The organism is Streptomyces rubellus, assembly GCF_036323805.1.
In the GTDB taxonomy this organism is placed as follows: Bacteria; Actinomycetota; Actinomycetes; order Streptomycetales; family Streptomycetaceae; genus Streptomyces.
Map to the genome: position 1 here is coordinate 39,363 of NZ_JAZDCX010000023.1, position 24,564 is coordinate 63,926.

25 protein-coding genes are annotated in these 24,564 nt (G+C 71.6%); 10 read left to right on the forward strand and 15 right to left on the reverse strand.

All coding sequences use genetic code 11. The features are described from left to right. Positions 1 to 72 precede the first annotated feature (72 nt). The 3 genes from V1L54_RS23360 to V1L54_RS23370 all read right to left on the reverse strand — a co-directional run bounded on the left by V1L54_RS23360 (position 73) and on the right by V1L54_RS23370 (position 2,799). Positions 73 to 1,452 carry an FtsK/SpoIIIE domain-containing protein gene (locus tag V1L54_RS23360; RefSeq protein ID WP_330120067.1) on the reverse strand — a complete coding sequence of 460 codons (1,380 nt, stop codon included), beginning with the start codon at positions 1,450 to 1,452 and terminating at the stop codon, positions 73 to 75. A 3-nt stretch (positions 1,453 to 1,455) separates the two neighbouring features. After that, a complete protein-coding gene (locus tag V1L54_RS23365; protein WP_330120119.1) occupies positions 1,456 to 1,806 on the reverse strand; it encodes an SCO3933 family regulatory protein in 351 nt (116 codons plus the stop codon). Positions 1,807 to 2,010: 204 nt separating this feature from the next. Further along, complete coding sequence (locus tag V1L54_RS23370; protein WP_330120068.1) at positions 2,011 to 2,799, reverse strand: GntR family transcriptional regulator; 789 nt, start codon at positions 2,797 to 2,799, stop codon at positions 2,011 to 2,013. 110 nt (positions 2,800 to 2,909) lie between these two features. Between V1L54_RS23370 and V1L54_RS23375 the strand changes: the two genes are divergently transcribed. The 5 genes from V1L54_RS23375 to V1L54_RS23395 all read left to right on the forward strand — a co-directional run bounded on the left by V1L54_RS23375 (position 2,910) and on the right by V1L54_RS23395 (position 7,057). Beyond that, positions 2,910 to 3,317, forward strand: coding sequence for an NUDIX hydrolase (locus V1L54_RS23375; RefSeq protein ID WP_330120120.1), 408 nt, complete (start codon positions 2,910 to 2,912; stop codon positions 3,315 to 3,317). Positions 3,318 to 3,363: 46 nt separating this feature from the next. After that, the gene (locus V1L54_RS23380) at positions 3,364 to 3,792 is read left to right on the forward strand and encodes an ATP-binding protein (RefSeq protein WP_330120069.1); all 429 of its coding nucleotides are present in this window, start codon (positions 3,364 to 3,366) and stop codon (positions 3,790 to 3,792) included. After that, complete coding sequence (locus V1L54_RS23385) at positions 3,786 to 4,100, forward strand: hypothetical protein (protein ID WP_330120070.1); 315 nt, start codon at positions 3,786 to 3,788, stop codon at positions 4,098 to 4,100. The genes V1L54_RS23380 and V1L54_RS23385 overlap by 7 nt, the downstream gene beginning before the upstream one ends. Continuing rightward, positions 4,097 to 4,381: a hypothetical protein gene (locus V1L54_RS23390; protein ID WP_330120071.1), complete on the forward strand. Its 285-nt coding sequence runs from the start codon at positions 4,097 to 4,099 to the stop codon at positions 4,379 to 4,381. The genes V1L54_RS23385 and V1L54_RS23390 overlap by 4 nt, the downstream gene beginning before the upstream one ends. Before the next feature lie 429 nt (positions 4,382 to 4,810). Continuing rightward, on the forward strand, positions 4,811 to 7,057 hold the full coding sequence (locus V1L54_RS23395; RefSeq protein WP_330120072.1) for an nSTAND3 domain-containing NTPase: 2,247 nt from the start codon (positions 4,811 to 4,813) through the stop codon (positions 7,055 to 7,057). A gap of 591 nt (positions 7,058 to 7,648) precedes the next feature. Here V1L54_RS23395 and V1L54_RS23400 read toward each other — a convergent pair. After that, positions 7,649 to 8,074 (reverse strand): DUF4180 domain-containing protein, encoded by a 426-nt coding sequence (locus V1L54_RS23400; protein WP_330120073.1) that lies wholly within the window; start codon positions 8,072 to 8,074, stop codon positions 7,649 to 7,651. Positions 8,075 to 8,269: 195 nt separating this feature from the next. Then, complete coding sequence (gene mgtE, locus V1L54_RS23405; RefSeq protein ID WP_330120074.1) at positions 8,270 to 9,601, reverse strand: magnesium transporter; 1,332 nt, start codon at positions 9,599 to 9,601, stop codon at positions 8,270 to 8,272. Positions 9,602 to 9,809: 208 nt separating this feature from the next. Here mgtE and V1L54_RS23410 point away from each other — a divergent pair, with 208 nt between their 5' ends. After that, on the forward strand, positions 9,810 to 10,667 hold the full coding sequence (locus tag V1L54_RS23410; protein ID WP_330120075.1) for an EamA family transporter: 858 nt from the start codon (positions 9,810 to 9,812) through the stop codon (positions 10,665 to 10,667). A gap of 66 nt (positions 10,668 to 10,733) precedes the next feature. On the opposite strand, the gene V1L54_RS23415 is transcribed toward V1L54_RS23410, so the two are convergent. Together V1L54_RS23415 and V1L54_RS23420 are read right to left on the reverse strand one after the other, a co-directional pair. After that, positions 10,734 to 11,531, reverse strand: a complete 798-nt coding sequence (locus V1L54_RS23415; RefSeq protein WP_330120076.1) for a PIG-L deacetylase family protein — start codon at positions 11,529 to 11,531, stop codon at positions 10,734 to 10,736. Between the two features lie 128 nt (positions 11,532 to 11,659). Continuing rightward, a complete protein-coding gene (locus V1L54_RS23420) occupies positions 11,660 to 12,148 on the reverse strand; it encodes a GNAT family N-acetyltransferase (RefSeq protein ID WP_443076764.1) in 489 nt (162 codons plus the stop codon). 94 nt (positions 12,149 to 12,242) lie between these two features. On the opposite strand from V1L54_RS23420, the gene V1L54_RS23425 reads away from it, so the two are divergent. Next, on the forward strand, positions 12,243 to 12,509 hold the full coding sequence (locus V1L54_RS23425; protein WP_330120078.1) for a DUF6332 family protein: 267 nt from the start codon (positions 12,243 to 12,245) through the stop codon (positions 12,507 to 12,509). Between the two features lie 42 nt (positions 12,510 to 12,551). After that, positions 12,552 to 12,893, forward strand: a complete 342-nt coding sequence (locus tag V1L54_RS23430) for a hypothetical protein (protein WP_330120079.1) — start codon at positions 12,552 to 12,554, stop codon at positions 12,891 to 12,893. A 40-nt stretch (positions 12,894 to 12,933) separates the two neighbouring features. Here V1L54_RS23430 and V1L54_RS23435 read toward each other — a convergent pair whose 3' ends face one another. The 5 genes from V1L54_RS23435 to V1L54_RS23455 all read right to left on the reverse strand — a co-directional run bounded on the left by V1L54_RS23435 (position 12,934) and on the right by V1L54_RS23455 (position 21,144). After that, the gene (locus V1L54_RS23435) at positions 12,934 to 14,175 is read right to left on the reverse strand and encodes a serine/threonine-protein kinase (protein ID WP_330120080.1); all 1,242 of its coding nucleotides are present in this window, start codon (positions 14,173 to 14,175) and stop codon (positions 12,934 to 12,936) included. Between the two features lie 129 nt (positions 14,176 to 14,304). Continuing rightward, a complete protein-coding gene (locus tag V1L54_RS23440; protein WP_330120081.1) occupies positions 14,305 to 17,109 on the reverse strand; it encodes an MXAN_6230/SCO0854 family RING domain-containing protein in 2,805 nt (934 codons plus the stop codon). A 266-nt stretch (positions 17,110 to 17,375) separates the two neighbouring features. Continuing rightward, positions 17,376 to 17,933 (reverse strand): hypothetical protein, encoded by a 558-nt coding sequence (locus V1L54_RS23445; protein WP_330120082.1) that lies wholly within the window; start codon positions 17,931 to 17,933, stop codon positions 17,376 to 17,378. A gap of 150 nt (positions 17,934 to 18,083) precedes the next feature. Next, entirely contained in the window at positions 18,084 to 18,863 is a 780-nt protein-coding gene (locus V1L54_RS23450) for a Crp/Fnr family transcriptional regulator (RefSeq protein ID WP_330120083.1), read from the reverse strand. Positions 18,864 to 20,358: 1,495 nt separating this feature from the next. Continuing rightward, on the reverse strand, positions 20,359 to 21,144 hold the full coding sequence (locus V1L54_RS23455) for a class I SAM-dependent methyltransferase (RefSeq protein WP_330120084.1): 786 nt from the start codon (positions 21,142 to 21,144) through the stop codon (positions 20,359 to 20,361). A 292-nt stretch (positions 21,145 to 21,436) separates the two neighbouring features. Between V1L54_RS23455 and V1L54_RS23460 the strand changes: the two genes are divergently transcribed. Continuing rightward, on the forward strand, positions 21,437 to 22,675 hold the full coding sequence (locus V1L54_RS23460) for a YncE family protein (protein ID WP_330120121.1): 1,239 nt from the start codon (positions 21,437 to 21,439) through the stop codon (positions 22,673 to 22,675). A gap of 119 nt (positions 22,676 to 22,794) precedes the next feature. After that, a complete protein-coding gene (locus V1L54_RS23465; protein WP_330120085.1) occupies positions 22,795 to 23,043 on the forward strand; it encodes a DUF5302 domain-containing protein in 249 nt (82 codons plus the stop codon). A 285-nt stretch (positions 23,044 to 23,328) separates the two neighbouring features. On the opposite strand, the gene V1L54_RS23470 is transcribed toward V1L54_RS23465, so the two are convergent. The 3 genes from V1L54_RS23470 to V1L54_RS23480 all read right to left on the reverse strand — a co-directional run bounded on the left by V1L54_RS23470 (position 23,329) and on the right by V1L54_RS23480 (position 24,508). Further along, the gene (locus V1L54_RS23470; RefSeq protein WP_330120122.1) at positions 23,329 to 23,571 is read right to left on the reverse strand and encodes a helix-turn-helix domain-containing protein; all 243 of its coding nucleotides are present in this window, start codon (positions 23,569 to 23,571) and stop codon (positions 23,329 to 23,331) included. Positions 23,572 to 23,658: 87 nt separating this feature from the next. Then, the gene (locus V1L54_RS23475; RefSeq protein ID WP_330120086.1) at positions 23,659 to 24,156 is read right to left on the reverse strand and encodes a hypothetical protein; all 498 of its coding nucleotides are present in this window, start codon (positions 24,154 to 24,156) and stop codon (positions 23,659 to 23,661) included. 49 nt (positions 24,157 to 24,205) lie between these two features. Next, complete coding sequence (locus tag V1L54_RS23480) at positions 24,206 to 24,508, reverse strand: GntR family transcriptional regulator (protein ID WP_330120087.1); 303 nt, start codon at positions 24,506 to 24,508, stop codon at positions 24,206 to 24,208. Positions 24,509 to 24,564: the final 56 nt, after the last annotated feature.

The following is a 24,564-nucleotide window of genomic DNA, read 5'->3' on the forward strand; positions in this document are numbered from 1 at the left end:
TCTGGTTTCAGGCATGGCGGGGGTAGGGACATGGCGCGAAGGCGGTCGCGCCGACCGTCGGTGCGGGGTGGTTCAGTCGGTCACCGGTCGCGGGGCGACCAGCGGAGTCGGCCGCTCGACCGGGACTGCCGGAACAGCGGGCCGGAACGGGTCGAGGGCGGGCACGTCCGGGACGAGGTGCGCCGTCTGTCGGCAGACAGCGGCGGCGTCGGTCAGGGACAGGTAGGGGGTGCGGATGCGGGACCAGCCGCCGGAGGTGTCACCGGCCACGGCCAGACCCGGCCGCTCCGGGGCGATGGAGCAGGCCGCCTCGACCGCTTCGGGGGCGATGTCGCCAAGCGCCATCTTCGCCGAGGCTTCGTCGTTCACCCGGTGGCAGATGCGGCCGGAGAGCTGGGCGCGGAGCATGGTGGCGCCCTTGCCCAGCTCGGCGCCGAAGCGCTGCCCGCACACTTCCAGATAGATCCCGGCAGCCCGGCCGAGCTGGGCGAGCCGGACGAGATGGGTGACCATCGCATCCCGCCGCTCCTCGTCCTTCTTCGTCGCGACCAGGAACAGCTCGGCCACCTCGTCCACGACCAGCACGATCGGCACCGGCCGCTCATCCTCCGGCAGCCCCCAGACATCGGAGGTGATCTCCTCCTCCGGGGTGCCCGGGGCGAGACCCTGCCGGGCCTTGATCAGGTCGTATCGGTCCTCCATCTCCTTGACCAGCACGGGCAGCAGCTCGGCCGCCTGCTCCGGATCGGTCGCCAGCGCCGACAGGCGCGGGGCGAACGGGGCCAGCTCCACCCCGCGCTTGCAGTCGATCCCGGCCAGCGCGACCGGCTGCCGGGCCAGGCCCGCGATGAGGTTGCGCAGGTACATGGACTTGCCCGACAGCGTGGCGCCCAGGACGAGTTCATGCGGCACGGTGCGGTAGTCGCGGACGAAGGCGGTCGCGTCCTGCCGCAGCGCCACCGGCACCGCCAGGAAGTCACCTCCGGTCTTGCGTGGCATCCGCACCCGGTGCAGCACGTCGAAGCCGACCAGGCGCAGCTCGACCGTGCCCGGCTTGACCTCCGTCACGTAGACGGCGTGGACGCCCCAGGCGTGGCGGAGCCGTTCGGCCGAGGCCGCCAGGTCCGCCGGTTCCTGGCCCGGTGCCAGCCGCAGCCGCAGGCGTAGGCCGGTGGAGGTGGGCCGGATCAGGCCCCGGCGGGGCGGCACCGGGCGGACCTGGCGGCGGGTGGTCGCCCAGGTGGCCAGCATCCGCAGCCGGGAGGGCGGCACGGTCAGCCCGCAGGAGTCCATCACCGACCCGTAGGAGGCCAGCAGCCGGACCACCGAAACCGGCAGGCCCGCCATCGGCCACCAGGCCGCCGGGCGCCGGGACTTGGCCCAGGCGGCGGCCCCGCCACCGGCTACGGCGACGGGACCGCCCACCTCCACCCAGGTCATCAGGTCCGACACGGCTCAGGCCCCCACCGCGGCCGGGACGGCGCCCGGGGTGACGGCGGCGGCCCGGTAGGCGATGCCGTGCCGCTGCCGGCCGTTGAAGACGTTCTCCCACGGCTTGGCCACCAGGCCCGGCAGGGACACCGGAGCGCCCAGCGTCAGGCCCTCGGCGATGCCGCTTTCGGGCACGGCGACCCGGATCAGCGCCGACTCGCCGTCGTCGATGTAGACGACGCCGACCGTCATCAGCGTCTCACCGGTCACGGTGTCCTTGGCGATCTCCCCGGTCTGCCGGTCCCGGACCTTCGGCGCGGGAGCTTCGGTGAGCAGGATCGTGGCGGTGGAGGTCTCCACACGGATGGTGCGCAGCAATGTCTCTCCTTGAAGAACACACCGGAACCATGACACCTAGTCGTCTAGACAAGATACGTCGAGGTGATCCCGGAACGGCTGGGAACGCGGACCACTGTGCCACAGAGCTTGCCCACTCGTCTATACGAGTATGCGTCTGAGGGTGTACGAGTCGAAACCAGCCGCGCACCGGACCGCATCGCACCCCACCCGTCCCCGGCGTCAGGTGGCCGGCAGCCGGTACGCCAGCACGTAGGCGTCGGCGGCCATCACCGTGTCGCAGACCTCCACCGCCCGCCCCTCGGTGTCGTACGCGGTGCGCACCAGGTGGATCACCGGCACGCCGGAGGCCAGCCGCAGCGTCCGCACCTCCTGGGGCGTGGGCATCCGGGCCTTGATCTCCTCGTCGAAGTGGTCCAGGCGGTGACCCAGCTCCTCCAGCCGGGCATAGATGCCGCCCGGACCGGGGTTCGGCTGGGCGATCGGGGTGTTCCGCGCCAGGTCGAGCGGGAGGTAGGAGGTGGCGAACTCCACCGGCCGCCCGTCCAGCAGATACCGGCGCCGCCGGGCCAGCACCCGCCGCGGGGAGCCCAGGCGCGCGGAGATGTCCTGACTGGGCCGCTCCTCCCCGACCTCCAAGCTGTCCACCTCCGACTTGCTCCCGGCTGCCTCCGCCTCCACGAGGAACGCGGACTTGCCCTGCTCGCGGTGGCGCCGGGCGAACCGGTCCGAGGCCAGCCGCCGCACCGGCGGACGCGGCCGGACGAAGACGCCCTTGCCGTGCTCGGAGACGACCAGGCCCTCGGTCTGGAGGATGGCCAGCGAGTTGCGCACCGTCATCCGCGAGACGCCGTAGTGCTCGACCAGTTCCGCCTCGGACGGCAGCTTGGCGCCCTCGGTGAACCGCCCCTTGTCGATCGCCTCGCGGATCTGATCGGCGATCTGCCTAAACACCGCGCGGTCACTGGTCGGGTCCAGCGCCCCGAGAACGCCGGGGGAGAGAGCCGCCATCTTTACTCCTTTAGATATCTAGACGAGCACCTGAGTGTCGTTGCTACGGTGGAGAGCCTAGCCAGGTAAGGGGACCCAAGAACGTGAGTACTGCCGAACGCCCCCACTCCGTGAGCGTCGCCGGAGTCATCGTTGACGACCACGGCCGCGCCCTGCTGATCAAGCGCAGGGACAACGGACACTGGGAGCCGCCCGGCGGCGTCCTCGAACCGGGCGAGACCATCCCCGAGGCCCTCCAGCGCGAGGTCCTCGAAGAGACCGGCATCAAGATCGCCCTCCCGGCGACCCTGACCGGCGTCTACAAGAACATGACCGGCCTGATCGTCTCCCTCGTCTTCCGCTGCGAGGCGATCGACGGCGCCCCCACCACCGGCGACGAGACCCGCGCATTGCGCTGGGCCACCCGCGAGGAAGTCACCGAACTCACCGACGAGGCATACGCCGTGCGCGTCCTGGACGCCCTTAACGCGGCAGCCCCGCCGGCCGTCCGGGCGCATGACGGCGTGAAACTCGTCTAGCCCGAACCCGCTGCCCATGGCCGCCTACCAGCACGAAGGAACTTGTATGGACGAGTATACGAGTTGGGTGCAGACGTGGGAACTCTCCTGCCCAAGACTCCCGGGCGAAGTCGGCCGCGCCCGCCGCTGGACCCGCGACATCCTCACCGGCAGCCCCCACGCCGACGACGCCGCACTGATCGTCACCGAACTGACCACCAACGCCGTCACCCACACCACCGGCCCCGCCTTCCACGTCACCGTCGCCTGCACCGCCGAAGCGGTCACCATCGCCGTCACCGACACCGGCGGCGCCACCGCACACCCACGCATCACCCACCCCGACGCCGACGCCACTCACGGCCGAGGGCTGGAGATCGTCACCCACCTCGCCACAGCCGTCGCCGTCCACCACGACCCCGGCGGCCACACCGTGACCGCCACCCTGCTCACTCCCACACCACAACCGGCCGCACGAACAGCCCAGCCATGCTGAGCACCCGCGCCTACTGGTGCGAGGCGATCGCCCACACCCCCGACGACGGCCGCACCTTCTGGCTCGCCGCCCACCACACCAGCTCACCACGCCTCGCCCTGCGCTGGCTCCACACCCGGGCCCGCCACATCAGCGACCAGCTCGACCCACCAGCCGCCCGCCCCGTCCTGGCATGGCTCCACGACGACCAGGCCCACGAACACGCGCTAACCGTCCTCGCCCACGGCGCGCCCTACAGCCACACCATCCCCGACGACGCCGTGCGCTACCTGCTCACCGCCCGCCCCCTCACCAGGCAGCAACCATGACCCACGACCGCGCCACCGAGAACGACCAGCTCTACCGCTACGAGATCACCGCCGCCCTGAACGCCGTCGTCCGCGCCTGCGCCGACATCGTCCGCGACCACAGCCACCGCGGCTTCTGGACACCCCACACCACCACCGACCAGGCCACCCACCAAGACCTGATCGAAGCCGCCCGCAAAGACGTGCTCAACCACCTTCAGATGGTCATCCAATGCGCCGAGACAGTCGCCCAGGACATCGAGCACGACCGCCAACGCCAGCCCAACAGGCCCACTGAGTAACAACCTTCTCTACGACTTCAAGGCGGCTCGCTCACGCTCGCCGCGCGCGGCCCGGCTCCCCGCCGGGCCGCCGCTCCTGTCTTCGCCCCGCTCCGTCCCGGCGTCCGCCGGCCGCGCACCAGCAGCACGCCACATGGTTGCCGACCAGGCGCCATCGTGGCTGGGGGTCGGCTCCGACGGCTTTACGCACCTACCCGGTCCGGGACCCGCGTCGAGCAAGCCCAGGGGGCCACTCGGACACATTGCGGGCAGGTCCACAGCCTGCCCGAGTTGCCAACCAGCGTACGGCCCCCTGGCCATGCCCGACCCCAGCCCGGGCAGGACACCGCCCAAACCCGCTCCGCCGACCTCGCAGGTAGTGGCAGCAGAGGCGCGCACATTCTTCAGATCCCGCACCTATAGAGATGTAAAGCGTGCTATGAGTCTCTCATGCGAGACTTCTCAGTGCTGTCCGACGTCGAGTTCGAAGAGCTGGTAGGCGACCTCCTCGGGGCAGAACACGACACGGTGGTGGAGCGGTTCGCTGCGGGGGCCGATGGGGGAATTGATCTGCGATGGAATATTTCTAGCGGCGCCTGCATCGCCCAATGCAAGCACTATCGTAAATCATCATTTTCTCAGCTACTAGACTCCGCTAGAAAGGAAAGAAAGAAGGTCGAAAGCCTAAAGCCGTCCCGCTACCTTTTCATCACCAGCTTTGACTTGTCCGTATCACAGAAGGATCGCATACATGCAATTTTCGCACCCTGGATGAAAGGGCCTGGAGATGTTTGGGGAGGAAGGGATGTAGATGCTCTCATCACGAGACATAGCGAAGTGGAACGGCGACACCCAAAGCTCTGGGTCTCGACAGGAATGCAACTTTTCTGGGCCCTGCATTCCGATATAGCGAATCGCACGGAGGCTCTTCGGCAACGAATCGAAAGGTCTCTGCCGAAATATGTAGTTAGTCCAGGGTATCAAAGAGCGCGGGATATCCTGGCCTCTCATAACGTGTGCCTCATTTCAGGCCCACCGGGAATCGGTAAGACAACTTTGGCCCAGATGCTCCTAGCGGAGTACACTTCCATGCGATACGAGCCCGTGGAGGTGTCCGAGGACATTAACGAGGCATGGACCTCTCTGCGCCGCGAGACTCCACAGGTATTCCTATACGACGACTTCCTCGGGCAAATCACTTTCGCCGAACGGCTTTCCAAAAACGAAGATAAGCGCCTATCGAATCTAATCGAAAAGATCTCATTGGGGGGATCTTCAAAGAAACTGATTTTGACCACCCGTGAGTATATTCTTCGGGATGCGAAACTCAACTATGAGCGACTCAATGAACTTGATTTGAGGTACCATTTCCTTCTTGAATTGAAGGCTTACAATAAGGCAGACCGAGCCCAAATACTCTATAATCATCTGTGGCACTCAGATGTGAGTCTTGTCTGCCTGCGCGAGATCGCAGAGGGCGGATACAAAGAGATCATCAAGCACCGCTCCTATAACCCTCGGCTAATCGAGTACTGCACGGGCGCGGCTTTCGACACCGAGTCACCTGGTTATCCGGAAAGATTTAAGTCCACCCTTGACCACCCGGAAAGAATATGGAAGGTAGCGTTTGAGAAGCATCTGACAATGGAGCAACAACTGCTCGTTATTGTGCTCTGCACTCTCCCAAGGTCAGTGCTCCTTGAAAACCTTCAGGAAGCCCATACAGCCTTGTGTGAGGCTCTGGGAGTAGTCTCTACTGAGGCCAGCTTTCGGGAGGCCCTTGATGTCCTCGAGGGTACCTTTATAGTTATCCATAAAGACGCTGACCGAAACACCTTCGTTCGGCACCTTAACCCCTCGGTCACCGAGTTTGCACTAGCCCGGATCGCCGCAGATCGAAGGATCATCGCGTCGCTCATAAGGTCGACGGTCTTCTTTGAGCAACTGAGCGAACTATTCCTCTACGGACGCGGCGGATCTTTCTTGCGTCCAGGAAATGTTTCGCTGATGGCAGCCTTGGTTAGGAGCAAGAATGACTTCCTCCAAGCCATGGCAGCGACGATTAACTCGCCATCCTCGACACAACTTGAAGTTCGACTGACCGATGGACCGACTGGAATTTTCATAGATCCTCCAGAAAAAATGGAGAATCGGATCCAATTTTACCTGCAGGTTGACACCGAATGGAATGTCAGCCCTGCCTTGGTGCGGAGCGCCATAGATCTCTTGATCGTGCGCTGGCGGAGCCATACAGGTGATAAGAGTGCGGCTGCAAGGACGCTGAAAATGATTTCTCAGCATCCACTAGAAGTGGATGCTTCAAATGAAGCTCATGAAGCCCTGCACACTTGGTTCGAGTCAACTCTCAACAAAACCAGTGACTGGTATCACTACGCCAACCACCTCTCCCATTATGACAATGTTGATCTCGACGACATGCCGGATCTCGCCTGGCAGTTTGAGAATTTCATGGATCAACAACTCCTTCAGGACCACCCTCCGGACGATCTCGATGAGATGAAGTCACTGGCAGAGGATTTTGGCCTGTATGAACTTTCCGACAGAATCGAAGAAGTCTTGCAAGACGAATACGAGCCTGACGATGATTATGAGCCAGATGGTAGTCGACTACGTGACAAAGACGACAGGGGCTCAGATGAGTACATAGCCGAACTCTTCGGCCGTTTGGGCGAGTAGCACCTTTATCTTTGTGGCCAAACCCTAAGTGCTATTTCATTGCTCAGGATGCCGGGGCAGGGGGCACAAGAGTCGTTAGGTCAATGGGTCACAAGCTCAGTAGGAAGGTAGATGCGCATGCCTCCGGCGCACCAAGATCGAGGCGCCTACGGTACCCACTGGCCATCATCCCAGCAGTTGGAAGGACATCGGATCGGCTCGTCCTCAAGCTGGATCTTTGGCGGAACCGTGGACTATGTGTGGGCCAATTGAGCGTTAACCACTCACCAGGCACCTCTGAACTGCGGAGGCGTCATAGGAACAGTCGGCCTCCGGAGCCGTGTGCGCGCATGCCCATGGGTGAAGTGGTGGCGCACCGCTGACATCCATGGCTGACATCAACGATGGCGGACATAGGCGGATCGCGGCGGTGTCCTACGGAGAGGGAGCGCCACCCATGACGTAACGGTTCAGCGTTGGGGCGGTGACGTGATCGAACTTGTAAAGCGAAGGTCGTCGGTTCGAACCCGACAGGCGGCTCACAGCCCCAGCAGGGCGGAAGCCCCGAGCCGATCACGGCTCGGGGCTTCCGGCGTCCGTGGGACGGCGGGGTCAGGACCGCGCCCGGTCGCCGGCCGCGGGGGACAGGCGGGCGCGCAGTTCGTCCGGGTCGGTCACGAACCACAGCGCGTTGCCGCGGTTGCCCTCCCGGACCAGGTCGCGCAGGGCGTCACTGGCGGCGGTGTGCGTACCGATGTCGCCGACGACGGCCAGGCCGACGCCGTACTGCGCGAACTTCTGCGCCACCTCGCCCGCCACCCCGGTCCGCAGCCGGAAGAAGTCCTCGTGCAGCCGGCCGGCCGGGACGGCCGCCCAGGCGGCTCCGGCGCCCGACGCCGCGCCGATGAGGTCGAGGGCGTCCTGGGTGCCGCGCAGCAGGGGCCCCTCGGCCGCGCAGAACAGGACGGTCGTGCCGCCGATGTGCTCGGCCCGGTCGGTCCCGCCGGTGCTGCCGGTGCTGCCGGTGCTGTTCGTCATGCTCTCTCCTCCGCGACCGGACTCGGGGACCGGGCGCGCGCCCCGTCCCGGCCGGCAGGACGGCCTCGGGAGCGGCCCGCTCGCCGCTGTGTTCCTCACCGGGAGGGTAGGCGGAGGACTTCGGGGAGGGAAAAGGAATTTCCGGGAGCGGCGGGACGGGTGCGGGGCGCATGCGGCCGCGTACGCGGCCGCGGCTCACACACCCAGGACGGCGCGGGCGGTGAGGAAGTAGATGATCAGGCCGGAGGCGTCGACCAGGGTGGTGACCATGGGAGCGGACACCACGGCCGGGTCGATCCGCAGCCGCTTGGCGAGCAGCGGCATGACGCCCCCCACGGTGGCCGCCCAGGAGCAGATGATCACCAGGGACACGGCCACCACCAGCGCGATGTCCCCCCCGACCAGGACGGTCCCGACGACCATGCCCACGGCCGCGAGCATCGCGCCCAGCAGCAGTCCGACCCGGCACTCCCGCCACACCACCCGCAGCAGGTCCGAGCCGCGCACCTCACCCACGGCCAGGGCCCGTACCGTGGCGGTGGCGGCCTGCGCCCCGGCGTTCCCGCCGGTGCCCACCAGCAGCGGGATGAACAGGGCCAGCGCGGTGACCTCCTCCAGCGTCGCCTCGAAGATCTGCAGCACGTTGACCGTGAGCGTGGCGGCGACGATCAGCAGCAGCAGCCACACCGCCCGGGAGCGGGCCAGCTGCCACACGCTGGCGAACATGTAGTGCCCCGGCCACGGGTCGGCACCGGACTGCCGGGCGGCGTCCTCGGTGTCGGCGGCCTCGATGACCTCGACGGCGTCGTCGATGGTCAGCAGGCCCACCAGCCGGTCCTCGCTGTCCACGACCGGCAGGCCCAGCAGGTTGGTCTCCCGCATCAGCCGGGCGGCGTCCTCGGCGGACTCGGTGGCGCGGACGCGGGCGACACCGGTGTCGGTCAGTTCGGCCACGGGGCGCCCGGCCGGTGCCAGGAACAGCTCGCGCAGTCCCGTCACCCCGACCAGCCGCCGCTCGCCGTCCACCACGGGCAGGGTGTAGACGGTCTCGGCGCCGGCCCCCCGCTCCCGCACCACCTCCAGGGCCTGCCCGGCGGTGAGGTGCCGGGGCAGGGTCACGGCCTCCGGGGTCATGACCCGGCCGACCGAGCCCTCGGGGTAGCCCAGCAGGGCGGCCGTCATCCGCTGTTCGTCCGGGCTCAGCCCGGCCAGTACGCGCCGGGCGACCTTCGCCGGGGCCTCGTGCAGCATCCGGGCGCGGTCGTCGGGGTCCATCGCCTCGACCAGGTCGCCGAACGCCTGGTCGCGCAGCCCCATCAGGAGCTGCTGCTGGTCCACCGGCTCCAGTTCCTCGAAGACGGCCAGGGCCCGGTCCTTGGGCAGCAGCCGGAAGGGCACCATCGCGGAGACCGCGTCCATCCGGGCCAGCTCGTCGGCGATGACATGCGGTGGGTTCTCGTCCAGCCACCGCCGTACGCCGTCCAGGTCCTCGTGGTCGCTCAACCGCCGCAGCACGTCCGTCCCCACACCCCTGTCCTTCCGTCTCCGGGTCCTTCCGGACCATCGTCCACGCCGAATCCGCGCACCTCGCGGCCACCGCCCGGACGCCTGTCCTCACCTGCCCTGGACCGCGCCGCCGGACACCACCGGACACCACCGCGGAGGAGGGGGAACGACGGGAGGAGAACCCGTCCGGCAGGCGTCGGCCGGTCCGGGCCGGGCACCCGGAACGGACATGGGCGCCCTTCTCGCACTGGCCTCGGCGGTCTGCTACGGCGTCGTCGACTTCGCCGGCGGAATGCTCTCCCGCCGGATCCACTTCGCCGTCGTCACCTTCCTCGGGCAGGTCGGCGGCCTGCTCCTCGCCCTTCCCCTGGCCCTTCTGGTCCCCGCCGGGCGGGTGGAGGCCGCGGACCTGCTGTGGGGGGCGCTCTCCGGGGTCGGCAGCGGCGGCGCGATGCACTTCCTCAACCGCGGGCTGAGCCGGGGCGCGATGAGCGTGGTGGTGCCGGTGAGCGCCGTCACCGGGGTGGCGCTGTCCGTGCTGTGCGGGGTGTGCTTCCTGGGCGACCGGCCCACGGTGCCCGCCTGGTCGGGGATCGTCCTCGCGGTGCCCGCGCTGTGGCTCGTCTCCGGCGGCACCGGCCGCCGTGCCGGGGCGGCGCGGGAGGCGGCGGGAGGGACGGGCCGGGCCTCGTCGGACGGCCTGATCGCCAGTGTGGGGGTGGCCGTGCAGTACATCGGGCTGGCCCAGGCCGATCCGGCGAGCGGGCTGTGGGCCGTGTTCGCCGGGCGGGTGGCGGCCGTACTGGTGCTGCTGCCGGGCACCTGGCGGCACGCCTCCCGGTTCCGGCAGCCGCCCCGGCTGCTGGGCGGGGCGGTGCTGATCGGGGCGGGCGCGGCGCTGGGGCTGAGCCTCTACCTGTGGGCGACCCGCCAGCAGATGCTGGCGGTCGCCGTCGTACTGGCCTCGCTGTACCCGGCGATCCCCACGGTTCTCGGGCTCGCGATGCTGCGCGAGCGGCTCACCCGGGCGCAGGCCGTGGGCCTGCTGGGGGCGACGGCCGCCACCCTCCTGCTGACACTGGGCTGAGCGGCGGCGGGCGGCCCTCCCCGGAAGCCCGGGTGAACCACCGGTGGATTTCGGATGTCCCCGCGCCTACCGCGCTGTCCGGAAGGTGCCGTCGGCGGTCCGGGGCGCGGGCGCCGTCGCCACCTCGGTGTACCACTCCCGGCCGAGCAGCAGCCCGAAGAGGGGCGCGGGAAGGCGGACCAGCGCCCGCAGGAGCGGTGAGAGCCGGCCGGGCCCCGTGACCTGGGAGCGGTGGGCGGCGAGGGCCGCCTGCTTGTGCCTGGCGAAGCGCCGTACGTCGACGGTGTGGGTGACGGCCGCCTGCGGGCTGTAGACGGTGTGCAGGAGCGCGGGGTCGAAGCGGAGCGGCACCCGGACCAGCCGGGCGAGCCGCATCAGCCGGGCGACGGTCTCGCGCGGCACGGTGGCCTCCAGCAGGCGGGGGGTGCCGGCGAGTTCGGCGGCGCGTCTGCCGACCCGGTGCACCTGGACGTGGTCGCGGTGCCCGTAGCCGCCGTTGGCGTCGTAGCCCAGCAGGACGTCCACGGACTCCTCGCGCAGGACGGCGGCCAGCCGTCCGGCGGCCTCCTCCGCGTCGGCCCGCACGAAGCGGGTACGGCCGGGCGGGTCGGGGTAGAGCACCGGGCCGTGACCGCTGTCGGCGTAGCCGAGGTGGACGGTGCGGGCCACCCCGAGCACGGCCGCGCTCGCCCGCAACTCGGCTAATCGGGGGGCCTCGCGGTCCGCGGGGACCGCTCTCACGTGGCCGTCGGTGGCGGTCACGACCACCACCCGGTGTCCTTCGGCGGCGGCGCGGGCGAGGGTGCCGCCGGTCAGCAGCACCTCGTCGTCGGGATGGGCGTGAAAGGCCAGGATTGTCGTCATGGGCCCACATCCTGGGCCTTGCCCCACCCGTCCCGGGACGCTCCTTCTGGCCACAGCGCCCGGACCGGAACCCGCGCCCGGCGGGCGTACGCGACCACGTCGGCCCCGCCCGGTCCGGCCCGCTCCCGTCACAGCGCGATCAGCCCCGCCCGCGTCGGCCGGAAACCGCAGGCGCCGAAGTAGAAGGGGGCCAGACCGTCCTCGAAGTCGACGTGCAGCCACTCGCACCCGGCGGCGCGGGCCCGCTCCGCCGCGACCGAGACGAGCGCGGCGCCGGTGCCGCGCCCCCGGTGCCGCCGGGCCACGACGGTGTCCACCAGGAAGGCGTGGGGCCCGCCGTCCCAGGCGACGTTGACGAAACCGACCAGGCGGCCGTCCTCCCCGGACTCCCCGGACTCCCCGGACTCCCGGGCACAGACCCAGCCCAGACTGTGCCGGTGGAGCCGTGCGCGCCAGTCGGTCCCCGTGGGCCGGGGGCCGAAGCCCTCGGCGTGCAGGGCGTCGAGGGCGCCGTTGTCGATCCCGCCCCGGCACTCGTAAGCGATCGTCGTGGCGCCATCGTGGCGCGGGAGGGGCCCGGCAGTGGCCCGGCAGGGGCTGCCGGGTGCGCCGGACATCGGCATGGCGGGGTCTCCGCCCGTTCGCCGGGACGGGCCGGTTGCGGCGTCCGTGCACCGGGAAGGACGGCCGGGGACGAGAGGGAGGACGCCGGTGGCACGCAGTCGGGCCGAGCGGGACGCCGTCACGGTGGAGATCGTCTACGCGCTCCTGACCGGGGTCCTCCTCGCGGTGGCGGCAGGGCTCCTCGCGGCGAGCCCGGTCCTCCTGTTCGACCTGGACGGCTCCGCCCGGAGGGTCGTCACCGTCGTCGCCCTCGTCCTCGCCGCCGCGGTGCTGCTGTGGCGGCTGGCCGGTGTCCTGTGGGGGTTCGACCCGCGGCGGCGGCCCGGCCCCGGCGGCGATGACCCGCGGAGCTGAGCGAACGGGCCGGGGCGCGGGTCGCGGGGAAGGGGGACGGGCATGGGTGTGGCGTCGATCGGGGTGTGGCTCACCGGCCGGACGGCCGGGGACGCGGGTGAGGGGTATGTGTACTCCTGGCTGGTGCCCGACGACGGGCGGCGCGGCTGGATGCTGTTCGTCCCGGCGGAGCGGGCCTTCCGGGAGTGCGACGGGACGGGGGCCGTCCCCGGGGGCGGCATGGAGGTCCGCGTCGGGCTGTCCGAGGAGGAGGCCGGACGCGAACAGGCCCGGTGGGAAGGCCGGCCGGAGTGGCGGGTGATGGTGACGGCGGCCGTCGGCGTCTGGCGGAGGTTCCGGGCGGACGGGGAGCCGCCGCGGACCGCCCACCGCACCTTCTGGTGAGCCGGCCGGACCGGGTCCGGCGGGGCGGCGGCGGTCCGGTTCAGGTCCGGTGGAAGAGGGCGAGCACGGTGTCGAGCCGCGCCGTCCAGGTGTCCAGCTCGGCTCCGTGCGGAGTGGTGACCCGGCAGGAGTAGGTGTTGGCGTCGTCCAGTGTGACCGTCACCGTCAGCCCGCCGCGGGCGTCCCGGGCGTACCGGGCGGCGCGGATCTCGTGCCAGGAGAAGTCGACGCCCAGGCCCTTCACGCTGAAGGAGATCCCGTCGGCGTCCGCGACGATGTCGCTCCGGCGGTCCGTCGCGAGGAACTCGGCCTCCGGCGGCGGAGGCGTGGCCTGGGTGGGGAGGTCGGTCACGGGCGGGTACGCGCCGGGCCGGCGGGCGGGCTGCGAGGGGACGGCGAGGGCGGTGGGGACGGTGGGCGCGGCGGAGACGGCGGAGACGGCCGGGACTGCCGCGGCGGCCGGAGCGGCGGAGAGAGCGGGAGCGGCGGCGGGGAGCTCCGCCGCGTCCGGTTCCTCCGTGAACCAGTCGAGCAGCAGCTCGGTGCCCGGCCGGTCCTCCGGGTCCTTCGCCAGACAGGCGGCCACCACCGGCCGCAGCCCCTCGGGGACCGCGGAGACGTCCGCGCCGTGGTGCGCCGACCGGTACAGCAGCGCCGACGGGGCGCCCTCGCCGAACGCGCTGCCGCCGGCCGCCGCCACCAGGACCGCGCCCAGCGCGAACACGTCCGCCGCACTGGTCACCGCGTGCCCCCGGGCCTGTTCGGGGGCGAGGAACCCCGGGGTGCCGTACGCGGCGCCCGCGCCGGTGAGCCGGGTGCTGCCGACCGCCCGCGCGATGCCGAAGTCCAGGACCCGCGGGCCGTCCTCGGCCATGACGATGTTGCCGGGTTTGAGGTCCCGGTGGACGAGCCCGCAGGCGTGTATGGCCTGGAGCGCCTCGGCGAGCGAGGCGCCGAGCCGGCGCAGGGCGGCCTCGTCCATCGGGCCCTCGGCGGCGAGGAGCTGGGAGAGGGTCGGGCCGGGTACGTAGGCGGTGGCGAGCCAGGGCGGCTCGGCGTCCGGGTCGGCGTCGACGACGGGCGCGGTGTGGAAGCCGCCCACCTTCCGGGCGGCCTCGATCTCCGCGTGGAAGCGTTCCCGGAACGCCGGGTCCGAGGCGAGCTCCGGCTTGGCCACCTTGACGGCCACGGCCCGTCCGCCGCGCGAGCGTGCCAGATACACCGTGCCCATGCCGCCCTCGCCGAGCTTGCGCTCGACGGCGTACCTGCCGATCCGTTCCAACCCCGCCCCCAGGAACTCACCAACCCGCGGGCCAGTATGGTCCCGTGGGGCTTTCCGCACGGAGGGCGGGGTCGGCGGCGCAACCGTCATGTGATCTGCCGGTCCGTCAGCCGGGCGCCTGCCGGGCCGTCAGTCCGCGGCCGGGGCGAAGCGGGTGGTCAGGTCGGCGGCCGCCAGCAGCCGGACGTCCGGGCCGAGACCGGCGTCCAGCGGGCCGGGGAAGAGCCGGTACAGGTCGCCGCGCTCCCACCGGGCCGGCAGGTCGCCGTCGACGAGCGCGGCGAAGCGGCCGTCCGCGCCGAGTTCCCCGGCGAGCACCCCGCCGATCTCCTTCGCCGTCCCCGTGCGCAGCTCGTCGTGGCCCCGTCCCGCCAGCACCCGGGCGGCGAAACGCTCCACGGGCTCCTGCCCGCCGCGCCGGTAGCGGGCCGCGGAGCGCCCGTCGGACGCGCGGACCCACACCTGCGCGGAACCGGCCGCCGCCAGCCGGGCCGCGAGGTCCCACACGGTGGCGCGGGCGCCGGGCGCGAAGTGGGCGGTCAGGTCGGCGGCGAGCCGGCCGAGCCGGCCGCGGTGGCGGTACACGTTGTGCAGGCCGCCGGCGACCGACAGGTTGGTGTCCGTCCACAGCGCGGTGCGCTCCGCCAGGTCCAGGACCATGGGCATGCACACCCGGGCGCGCCCGGCCAGGTCGAAGCGCTGCCGCACCCGCCGCGGGTCGTACGGCCGGGACCGGCCGCCCGTCCGCGCCCCGTCCGGCCGCATGACGCCCGCGAAGGCGTCGGACAGCTCGTCGAACGGCACGTCGTTGTAGCTGAGGACGACCATCACGGCGTACCGCGCCCCGGCCCGGGCCAGCAGTGCCGGGTCCAGGTCGACGAACTCCGTCGCGCCGCGCGGCGGCGGGGCGGAGGTGTGGTCGCCGGAGTGGACGGCGGCGCGGTCGGCGAAGGTCAGACGGGTGTAGTCGCACAGGCCGGTGAAGCGCCACTCGGCGTCGTACAGCGCCACCGACAGGTCCAGGTCGACCCGCTGCCCCCGGGGCTCGGTCCAGTGCAGGAACAGCCGCAGCGGACCGTCGCCGCCGGGCAGCGGCCGACGGCTGCCGCGCGGCACGGCGACCAGCGTCCGGGCCGCCGCCCGCTCGGCGAACGGCACCACCAGATCGGCCAGCGCGGCGTCCAGGACGGCCGTACCGCCCGGCCCGCCGTCCGCCGTGCCCGCCGACTCGCCCGCGCGGCGCAGCAGTTCGGCCTCCAGCACCGCGCACACCGCGGCGGCCGCCGCGGGCGGCACCGGCGGCGCGTGGTCGTCGGTGCCGTGGGCCAGGGCGATCGTGCCGCGCGGGAAGAACACCCGGCGCTCGCCCGCCTCGTGCGGGACGCGCAGCCGCCCCCACGCCCCCAGCAGCGGCCCGGGGCCCACCCGGCGCAGGGCGGCCGGCAGGGCGTCCAGCAGACCGGGCGGGACGTCGTCGGCCCCGGTCCACAGGCTGTGGACGCGCAGCAGCCGGTGCAGCCGCCGCACCAGTTCGCCGGGCCGGCGCAGCAGCAGCGCGGTGGCGCCCGCGGTGTCCCCGGCGCCGAGCAGCCGCTCGGTCTCGGAGGCGAAGGTCCGTATCGCCGGGCGGACGGCCCCGCCGGGGCGGCCGGAGACCAGCCGCACCCGCTCGCCGAGCCCGGCGGCGGCGTCCAGCAGCCACTCGTTCGGCCCGTCGGACAGGTCCGTGCCGCGCACGACGGCGAACGCCACGGCGGCGCGCGGGAAACGGGCCCGGTACTCGTAGGGGTGCAGCACCTCGCCCGCCCGCTGCCACGCCTGCCGGCGGCGGAGCATGTCCTCGGCCACCGACTCGGGCGGCAGGGCGTCGAGCACCCCGAGCAGCTCCCGGCGCAGGACGCGCGGCAGCGACCGCAGCCGGGGCGGGTCCAGCAGGTCGGGCTCGCCGCCGGAGTACGCCCACAGCAGGCGCAGTACGTCGGTGGCCGTGTCCAGGTGGGCGGGCAGCAGCGCCCGCGCGGCCGGCGCGGTGGCCTCCCGGCGCAGCAGCGCGGCCAGCACCGCCGCCCTGGTCTCGCGCACCGGGAGCCCCGCCGGCAGCCAGTCCGGCGACGGGTCGGCGTGCGGCAGTAAGGCGGCCAGGTCGGCGCGGTCCCGCGGCGGCAGCGGGGTGCGGCGGGCCAGCAGGTCGGCCAGCACCGCCGCCGCGCCGTCCCGCGGACCGGCGCCCGCGCCGAGCCGCAGCGGGCGCAGCGGTGCCGGGGGCTCGCCCTCCCGGACCACCACCGTCCGGCCGTCCCCGGCGGCGCGGGGCCGCTCGGCCGGCTCCGGGTACGGCCGCCCGGGGTCGTCCGGGTGGGCGCCGCACACCGGGCAGGGGAAGCGGCGCGGGGCGTCCGGCTCGTCCCGGCCGGACCCGGCCAGGCAGGCCGAGCACACCAGATGGGCGCACGGGGCGAGCGCGCCGATGTCGCCGGTGCGGCCGCACGACAGGCAGGGCTGGTGCGGCTGGCTGAGGAGGAAGGCCAGGATGCGCTCGCTGTAGAGGCTGTGCGCGTGGTCCGGCACGGCGTCGGGGAAGCCGCGGAACAGCGGCTCGTGCCGGCGGTCGGCGCCCAGCAGCGCGTCGATCCGGCCGAGCAGGCGGATGCCCTGTTCGGCGAGGCCTGCCGGGGACAGGGCGGCGAGCGCGCGGCGCAGCGGGGCCGTCAGGACGTGGCCGCGCCCGGCGAGGTCGGCCTCCAGGGCCGTCACCCCGGCGGCGTTGCGCTCGGCGTTCCGTTCCGCGTCCGCCCCGGGGGTGGTCGGCCTTCCGTCCTCCGCCGGTGCCGCGACGTACACGACGGACAGGCGCCGCAGCAGCACGCCTTCGAGGTCGTCCGCGGCCGTGGCCGTGCTGACGCCGCCACGGTCGGCGGCACGCGCGGTCGCCATGCCCACACCCCCAGGGAAAGCGATGCCGGGCGGCGGACGCCGCCCGGTGCAAGAACGCGCGGGGGCGGGAAGTGGGCGCGCTAGGGGTTCTCAGAGAAGAGGAGTGAGAAGGAAGCACGCCGCGGAGCCGCCCCCGCGCCGGGTCATCCTAGAAGGCCGGTCCGACAGGCGGCGACCGCTTTTGCGGACGTACCGGCGCACCGGCGCCTCCGGGACCCGGCGGGGCGCGCCCCGCCCGGGCCTTCCAGGAGCTCTCCCGGAGACGCTCAGCCCTTTCGGGCAGCTTTGACCGCCTGCTGGGCTTCCAGGAGGGCCGTCTTCAGCTCTGCGGCCGCGTATCCCTGCTGTTTGGCGTGGATCAACAGGCTTCTGGCCTCCCGCGGGCCGAGGCCGGCCGGTGTCCGTTCGGTGCCCGGATCCCCGCCGGTCACCGCGTCGGCCAGGGGCATCGCAGTCTTGGCGTATTCGTCGATGCGCTGGATCACCGTCTCCAGCGGGACCCACAGTGCGCTGTGCCGGTCGACGGCTGCTTCGAGCAGTTCGCGCCAGTGGAGCAGCGGTGCGAGACCGTCGTCCGTGACAGGCTTTCTCTTGAGCCGGAGGTTGAGGGCGAAGACCTCCTGCAACTGTGCGGCCAGCTGGTCCAGCTCATCGCCCCGGGCGTCGCGCCGGTGGCTCCTGCGCGTCCATAGGTAGGTGAGCAGACTGATGACCACCGTGGGGGTCCCGAGCAGCAGGGTGACGACCACGTAGGCCGTGGTCGAGGAGGCCGCCGCGAGGTCGGTGTGCGTCTGGGACGGTGGTGCGGGAGGGAGGAGAAGCATCCTGTTTCCGTTCTGCGGGTCGCCGGCGTGCCGCGGGAGAGTGGAGCCGTCCCACCGCGTCGGCGGAGAAGTGTTGGGAGCGCCCGGAGCGGCGCGCGCCGGTGTGCCGTCCGTACCGTCCGCGCTGCGGGCGGCACACCGGTGACCGGGTCAGGCCGACAGCCGGAAGTCCCGCGGGACGCCGGCGAGACGGGCGAGTCCCGCCGGGTCCGTCACCACGAACCGGCGGTAGCTGCTGGCGACCAGATTTCCGGTGCGCAGGACGGACACCGCGTTCTCGACGGTCGAGCGGCTGACCAGCAGGGCCTCGGCGAGATCCGTCTGCCGTGGGCCGGTGATCCGGACGCTGCCGTCCGGGTGCCCGGTACCGGCGGTGACGGCGAGGTGGTGGAGGAGTGCGCCCACCCGCCTGAGGGGTGGGCGGGTCACGGTGCCGTAGATCATCTCGTCGGTCCGGTTGCGTTCCTCGAGGCTGGCCAGCAGAGCGCCCCGCCCCTGGCCGCCACGGCGGCCCAGCAGCCTGTTCAGGTGGTCGGCGGAGTACGGCAGGACCCAGGTGTCGCTTAGGCACACCGTCTCCACCGACGAGCACGGGTCGAGGAGCTTGGCCTCGCCGAGAAGTTGCCCGGCTCCCCGGAAACGGAGGATCACCGGCTCTTTCGCGCCGCGCCCGTAGGGGTACCGCCGCTGGGCCACACAGCCCGTCAGCGTGAGGTAGACGGTCTCGTCCCCGGGGCCGAGCGGCAGCCGCTTGTCCTTGGCGTAGCAGACGGGGTAGAGGGGGGCACCGGAGCCCGGGTCGGTGGTGAGGAGCGAGGACCAGAGCGAGTCCGGCAGGAGGCTCAGGAAACTGCCCGGGGGCATCGGCACCTCACGGCGGAACACCCCGGTGAGGTTGAGCGGATCGCTCTTGGGGAGCCGGGTCACCACGCGCGGGCCTCCGCTCCGGCCGCCGGGGTCCGGCAGTGGCGCCCGTCACCGGTGGGCGGGACGCGCAGCACAGCGCCGTGCGCGGGGGCGCGGCGGGCCGGACGCCGGGCGGGGTGCCGGGCGGCCGGTGTCGCGGTACTCCTGGGCGGGGGGACGGCGACGCCGGAAGGTATGGCGGGAGCCATGGGTCCGAGCCTCCTTGTGCGTGTATACGGCAATGAATTGGTGGGTCCAGACCTGCCCGGCACCCGCTCCCCGGTTGGTTGGGCCGGGAGGCGACGGACAGTCAGGTGGGGAAGAACATTACAGCGGTCGGGGAGGAGAGCCCAGTCTTCCGGGCCGCGTGCCAGGGCCGGGCAATCCCGTTGCGCGAACAGCAGGCTGGTAGGCGGTGGGGAAAATCCCCGTCGCCGGTGATTTCCGTATCGACGGGAGTCCGGGATAATGTGCCCCATGGTCGGCCCGCCGACGAATCTCCGGCTTTTCTCCGACGCTTCGCGGAGCCGGTCGAAGGGGCCGGCTGCCGACCTTTCCTGAGTTCCGACAGTCTTCGGATGCCTTGGAATCGGAATGCGCGAAACCTCGGGGCCGGCGCTTCGGATAAACCGGTTTTCTGCCTTCCTGGAAGACTGGGGATCCGGGGTAACCAGTCCCGGACCCCCAGTCGGGGCAGGTCTGGACCCACCAAGGCTCAGACCGAAAGCAAAGTAACACCACCTCGCTCGTGACAGTCTGGTCACTCTGTGGAGTCAGGGAAGACTCTCCCTTCGGGTGGGGAATTCGGGTGTCCAATCGTGGGCGCGTCATGGTCAACCGGCGCGGGCGGGCAGTGCGGAGGGCAGCAGGAGTGCCCTCCCCTGTCGGCTCGATGCGTCTCACCGAGAAGACGCGCGCCATCACCTTCCGTGTCGCCGTCGCCCGCATCACTCCCGGCTCCGTCAGTTCTGCGGCTGATGCCCTGTGGAGCTTCCACAAAGCGTGCGCCCCTGGTCGAGGAGTTGCGATTGGCCGGATCTCGACGGCCTGCGAAGGGGGCCGGCGCGGGTGGCGGACAACGGAAAGGTTCCGAAATATTCCGGAAGGCTCCGGCGATCGCCCCGTGATCCTGGTGGACGGAGAGACCGGTGCGCCTAGCGCGCTCCCGGAATCCAGGATGGCAAGCGGAACGCCGGGATTTCCGTTTCCCGGAGGCGGGGAGTGCTTCCAGTGGGCATCCGGTTCATCCCATGGCTTCCCCGACTTTCATGGGAGCGCTCTCACTCGTGCATCCCTTCGGGATGCCGCAATCGGAAGTGCCCGCCATTCCCTTCCCCCCCGGGGTGGTACGGGAGACGTATCTTTTTTCCCGGAAACTCCCCCGTGGGGAGAAGCTGAGAGTTCCTCCTGTCGGGCAGCCGCTTTTACGGGGGGACACCGAGGGGGAGGGCAGAGGCACCGGTTGTTACGGAGCGTGACAGCCGGACTCGGCGGCGGCCGTACGACCGGTCCCGGCCCGTCAGCCCGTCAGGCGGGCCGTCCAGACCTCCTCGCAGGGCCAGTTGCGCGCCCAGTCGGCGGAGACCTCGGGATAGTCCCGGTGCGCGTCGCGCGGTGCGCGGACCTCGGTCAGGCTCTCGACGGTGAAGCCGCTCCCGCGCAGCACGCGGATCATCTCCCCGTGCGGCAGCACGAACTCCACGCGCCCGCCCCGCTCCAGCCGCCCCAGGCCGCCGGCGCCGAACTGCGGGCGGCGCAGGAAGGCGGACGCCTGCTCCCCGTCGGAGGCGCACAGCGCGTACAGCGGCGAGTAGCGCATGAAGACCAGCAGGCCACCGGGGACCAGCAGCCGGGCGGCCTCCGGGATCCAGCGGCGGGGGTCGCACCACAGCGAGGCGCCGTACTCGCTGACGGCCAGGTCGAACGAGCCGTCACGGCACGGGACGCGCTCGGCGTCGGCGAGGAGCAGGGGGAAGTCGAGGCCGAACTCGGCCTGCATGGCGCGGGCGGTGGCGAGCTGCTCGCGGGAGAGGTCGACGCCGACCGGGCGGGCGCCGGCCCGGGCCAGCCGGGCGGAGACGTAGGCGGTGCCGCAGCCCAGCTCGATCACGCGCCGCCCGGTCAGGTCGCCGGGCAGGAGGGCGAGTTCCGATTCGGGGGTGGCCCACAGGCCCCAGCCCGGTTCGGGGTCGGACCAGTGGGCGCGGGCGAGCGGACCGTGCGCGGCGGCGGCCTCCTCGTCCCAGTAGCGCCGGTTCAGCCGTGAGTGGGTGGGGGGTTCGACGTGCGTGCCGGAAGCCGTCATGGCGGTATTGGACCGGGCCGGATCCGCACCCGCAACGGTTTTCCCGGCTTCTGGAAGGGGCGTGCGGGGGACGGCGTCCGCCGCGGTGGCGGTTCTCCCGTTGCCGGGACTCTGGCCGGCCGTCCGTACGAGCGCTACGTTACCGACGGTAAGTTACCCGTCGGTCCGACTCCGGGAGCGCGCCATGCCGACAGCGACGTCACCCCACCGCACCGTCCCCCACCACCCTGCCCCGCGCCGCCGCCGTTCCGCCGCGCTCGCCGGCTGCGCCGCCGCCCTGGCGCTGGCGGCCATGGCGGCCACGGCCGTCACCCCCGCGGCGGCGGCCCCGGCGCCCGCGGACGCCGGAAGTGCCGGAAGTACGGAGGCCGGAAGCGCGGACGGCCTGCGGGAGGTGCTGTTCGTCGGCAACAACTGGGACGGCACCGCCGACGTCCTCGCCGCCACCGGCGACCACGCGCGGATCGGCCGCCTCGACGTCATCCCCGACCGGAAGCAGCGACTGCGGGAGATCCACCTCAACCCGGTGCGGCTCGCCTTCTTCCTGGGCATCCGCGCGACCGTCGGCGAGGGGCACGACCAGTACGTCGACGACATGTACTCCACCCCCGACGGCTCGGCCGTCGTCGTCTCCCGGCCGAGCTTCGCGGACGTGGTCTCCATCGACCTGGCGACCGGGAGGATCAACTGGCGCTTCCCCGTCTCGGGCTTCCGCGCCGACCACATGGCGGTCTCCCCGGATGGCGGGCGCGTCGCGGTGTCGGCCTCGACCTCCAACACCGTGCACGTCCTGGACATCGTCACGGGCGAGGAGGTCGGCTCGTTCGGCACGGGCGACAAGCCGCACGAGAACGTCTTCACCGACGGCGGCCGCTACCTGTGGAACATGTCGATCGGCGAGGTAAACAACGCCCTCGACGCGCCCTGGCTCGACTGGACCAAGGGCGACCGGCGCATCACCGTCGTCGACGCGCGCACCTTCGAGCGGGTGCGGGTCGTCGACATGCGGGAGCGGCTGGACGCCTTCGGCCGCGAGGACCTCTCCGACGCGGTGCGGCCCGTGGCCTTCACGCCCGACGAGTCGAGGCTGTACTTCCAGGTGTCGTTCTTCAACGGCTTCCTGGAGTACGACGTGGCCGCGGACCGGATCACCCGTCTCAAGGAGCTCCCGAAGAACCCGGACACCGACGAGGACCGCACCACCTGGGTCAACGACTCCCGCCACCACGGCATGTCGATGAACCCGGAGGGCACGAAGCTGTGCGTCGCCGGGACGATGGACGACTACGCCGCCGTCGTCGACCGCGCCACGCTGCGGGAGGGCCCGCTGGTGCCGGTCGCCAAGCCGTACTGGGCGACGGTGAGCGGCGACGGGAAGCACTGCGTGGTCTCCGAGAGCGGCTCCGACAAGGTCACCGCCATCGACTTCGCCACCGGCCGCAAGGTGGTCTCGGTGCCCGTGGGCGACCACCCGCAGCGGGTGCGGCTGGGGCACGTCCCGGCGGGCTGGACGGGTCCCTCGGCGGGCTGATCCTCGCCGCCTCCCCGGGCCGTGCGGGATCCGGCGGGGCGCGGCGGCCGAAATGACCTCGCGGGACGGTCTCCCTTGTGTGAGGCTGACCGGTGCAGCCTTCCCCCTGAGAGGTCCACATGCCGGAGAACCAGGCCGAACGTCAGGCCGACAGCCAGGCCGATCCCGAGACCGAAATCGAGACCGGGACCGCGAACCAGAACGAGGACGACGCCGAGAACGACGTCAAGCGGAAGTTCCGGGAGGCGCTGGAGCGCAAGAAGCAGACCGGCCAGGAGCGCCGGACGCACGAGGCGGGCCGTTCGAAGGCCGGTGGCACGCGCCGCGAGGCCGGCCGGAAGCGGAACTTCCGCCGCAAGGCCGGCTGACGCCGGCCGCATGCGGTGCGCGGGGGCGGACGGGGTTTCCCCGTCCGCCCCGGACGCTCCGGCGGCCGGTGAACCGCCGGACGGACCCGCGGCGTGGGAGACCACGACGAGTCCTTGGCGTACGTCGACGCCCTCTACGAGCCCTCCACGAGCGCGGGTGACAGACCGCTTGCCGACCCGGCCGGCAGCCGGGACCGGCCCGCTGGGCTGCCCGACGGACAGGTCCCCACGGGCATGGCCAGACCAGGGGCGCGGGCGCCGCAGTCCTGTGGTCCAGCCGGAAGGTCAGGCGCTCTCGGCGTGCGGGGTGAGGTCCACCCGCAGGTCCAGATCCAGCGCTGCGGCAAGCCGTGCCAGTACGGGCAGGGTCGGGACCGTGCCGCCCGCCTCGAAGCGGGCGACGGCCGACTGCGTCATCCGGGCGCGGTGCCCGACCTCACCCTGGGACAGGCCGAGTTCCAGACGGCGGCCGCGTACCTTCTCGCCCAGCTCGAAGCGGAGCCGCGCCGCCGCGTACTCCTGCTCGATCTCGGCACTGGCCGGTCGTGCGCCACGGGCCTGGGCAAGGCCGGTACGTCCTGTCGGCTCAGGCTGTCCCGGGGCCGGGAGGCCGGGTCAGACCCGGGGAAAGCGGGCCTGGAGATCCCAGACCACGGGGTTGTCGGCCAGCTCCTCGTGCAGGTCGGCGAGGTCGGCGAGCAGGTCGTGCAGGAAGTCGCGGGCCTCACGGCGCAGCGCGCCGTGGTTGACCGTCAGCGGCGGCTCGCCGGCGGGCAGCCAGTCGGCGGTGATGTCCACCCAGCCGAAGCGGCGGGTGAAGCGCAGGTTGTCGGCCGACTCCACGAAGTCCAGCTCGGCGTGCTGGGGACGGGAGGCGCGGCTGCCGAGCGGGTCGCGGTCGAGGCGCTCGGCGATGTCGCACAGTGCCCAGGCGAAGTCGAGTACCGGCACCGTCCCCCGGGCGGTGGACAGCTCCCGGTCGGTGTCGGTGTCCGCGAGGTGGACGTCGCCGCAGAACAGGTCGTGCCGCAGCGCCCGTACGTCCGCGGTGCGGTAGTCGGTCTGCGGGGGGTCGGGGAAGCGGGCCGAGAGGGCGTAGCCGATGTCGAGCACGGGAGCGATGGTGGCACGCCGGGGGAGGGGAGGGCGCGGCGGCGCCCGGTCACTCCCGGTCGCCGCCGGAGCCGGTCTCCGGTGACGGCTGTTCGGTCACGAACGAGCCCTTGCCCACCACGGTCTGCACGATGCCCTTCTCCGCCAGGAGGACCAGGGTCTTCCGTGCGGTGCCACGGGCGATCCCGAACTCCTGGACCAGCCGGTCCACCCCCGGCACGGCTCGCCGTGGCGGGTAGTCGCCCCGCCTGATGCGCGCCACGAGGACGGCGGCGAGTTGCAGGTAGACGGGTTCTGGCGCCTCGTGGTCGATCTCGTCGTCGGGGCCGTAGCCGTCTGGGATCTCCACCATGGGCTCAAACGTACGAGGGCAGGGAAAGCCTGATGAATCTGTGTCATGCCATGGAA

Coding starts and splice junctions, on each gene's coding strand:
- V1L54_RS23370 (WP_330120068.1), bottom strand. CDS start 2,799: ATGGCGGCTCTCTCCCCCGGCGTTCTCGGGGCGCTGGACCCGACCAGT.
- V1L54_RS23380 (WP_330120069.1), top strand. CDS start 3,364: ATGGACGAGTATACGAGTTGGGTGCAGACGTGGGAACTCTCCTGCCCA.
- V1L54_RS23385 (WP_330120070.1), top strand. CDS start 3,786: ATGCTGAGCACCCGCGCCTACTGGTGCGAGGCGATCGCCCACACCCCC.
- V1L54_RS23390 (WP_330120071.1), top strand. CDS start 4,097: ATGACCCACGACCGCGCCACCGAGAACGACCAGCTCTACCGCTACGAG.
- V1L54_RS23395 (WP_330120072.1), top strand. CDS start 4,811: ATGCGAGACTTCTCAGTGCTGTCCGACGTCGAGTTCGAAGAGCTGGTA.
- V1L54_RS23400 (WP_330120073.1), bottom strand. CDS start 8,074: ATGACGAACAGCACCGGCAGCACCGGCAGCACCGGCGGGACCGACCGG.
- V1L54_RS23410 (WP_330120075.1), top strand. CDS start 9,810: ATGGGCGCCCTTCTCGCACTGGCCTCGGCGGTCTGCTACGGCGTCGTC.
- V1L54_RS23415 (WP_330120076.1), bottom strand. CDS start 11,531: ATGACGACAATCCTGGCCTTTCACGCCCATCCCGACGACGAGGTGCTG.
- V1L54_RS23420 (WP_443076764.1), bottom strand. CDS start 12,148: ATGTCCGGCGCACCCGGCAGCCCCTGCCGGGCCACTGCCGGGCCCCTC.
- V1L54_RS23430 (WP_330120079.1), top strand. CDS start 12,552: ATGGGTGTGGCGTCGATCGGGGTGTGGCTCACCGGCCGGACGGCCGGG.
- V1L54_RS23440 (WP_330120081.1), bottom strand. CDS start 17,109: ATGGCGACCGCGCGTGCCGCCGACCGTGGCGGCGTCAGCACGGCCACG.
- V1L54_RS23445 (WP_330120082.1), bottom strand. CDS start 17,933: ATGCTTCTCCTCCCTCCCGCACCACCGTCCCAGACGCACACCGACCTC.
- V1L54_RS23455 (WP_330120084.1), bottom strand. CDS start 21,144: ATGACGGCTTCCGGCACGCACGTCGAACCCCCCACCCACTCACGGCTG.
- V1L54_RS23460 (WP_330120121.1), top strand. CDS start 21,437: ATGGCGGCCACGGCCGTCACCCCCGCGGCGGCGGCCCCGGCGCCCGCG.
- V1L54_RS23465 (WP_330120085.1), top strand. CDS start 22,795: ATGCCGGAGAACCAGGCCGAACGTCAGGCCGACAGCCAGGCCGATCCC.
- V1L54_RS23480 (WP_330120087.1), bottom strand. CDS start 24,508: ATGGTGGAGATCCCAGACGGCTACGGCCCCGACGACGAGATCGACCAC.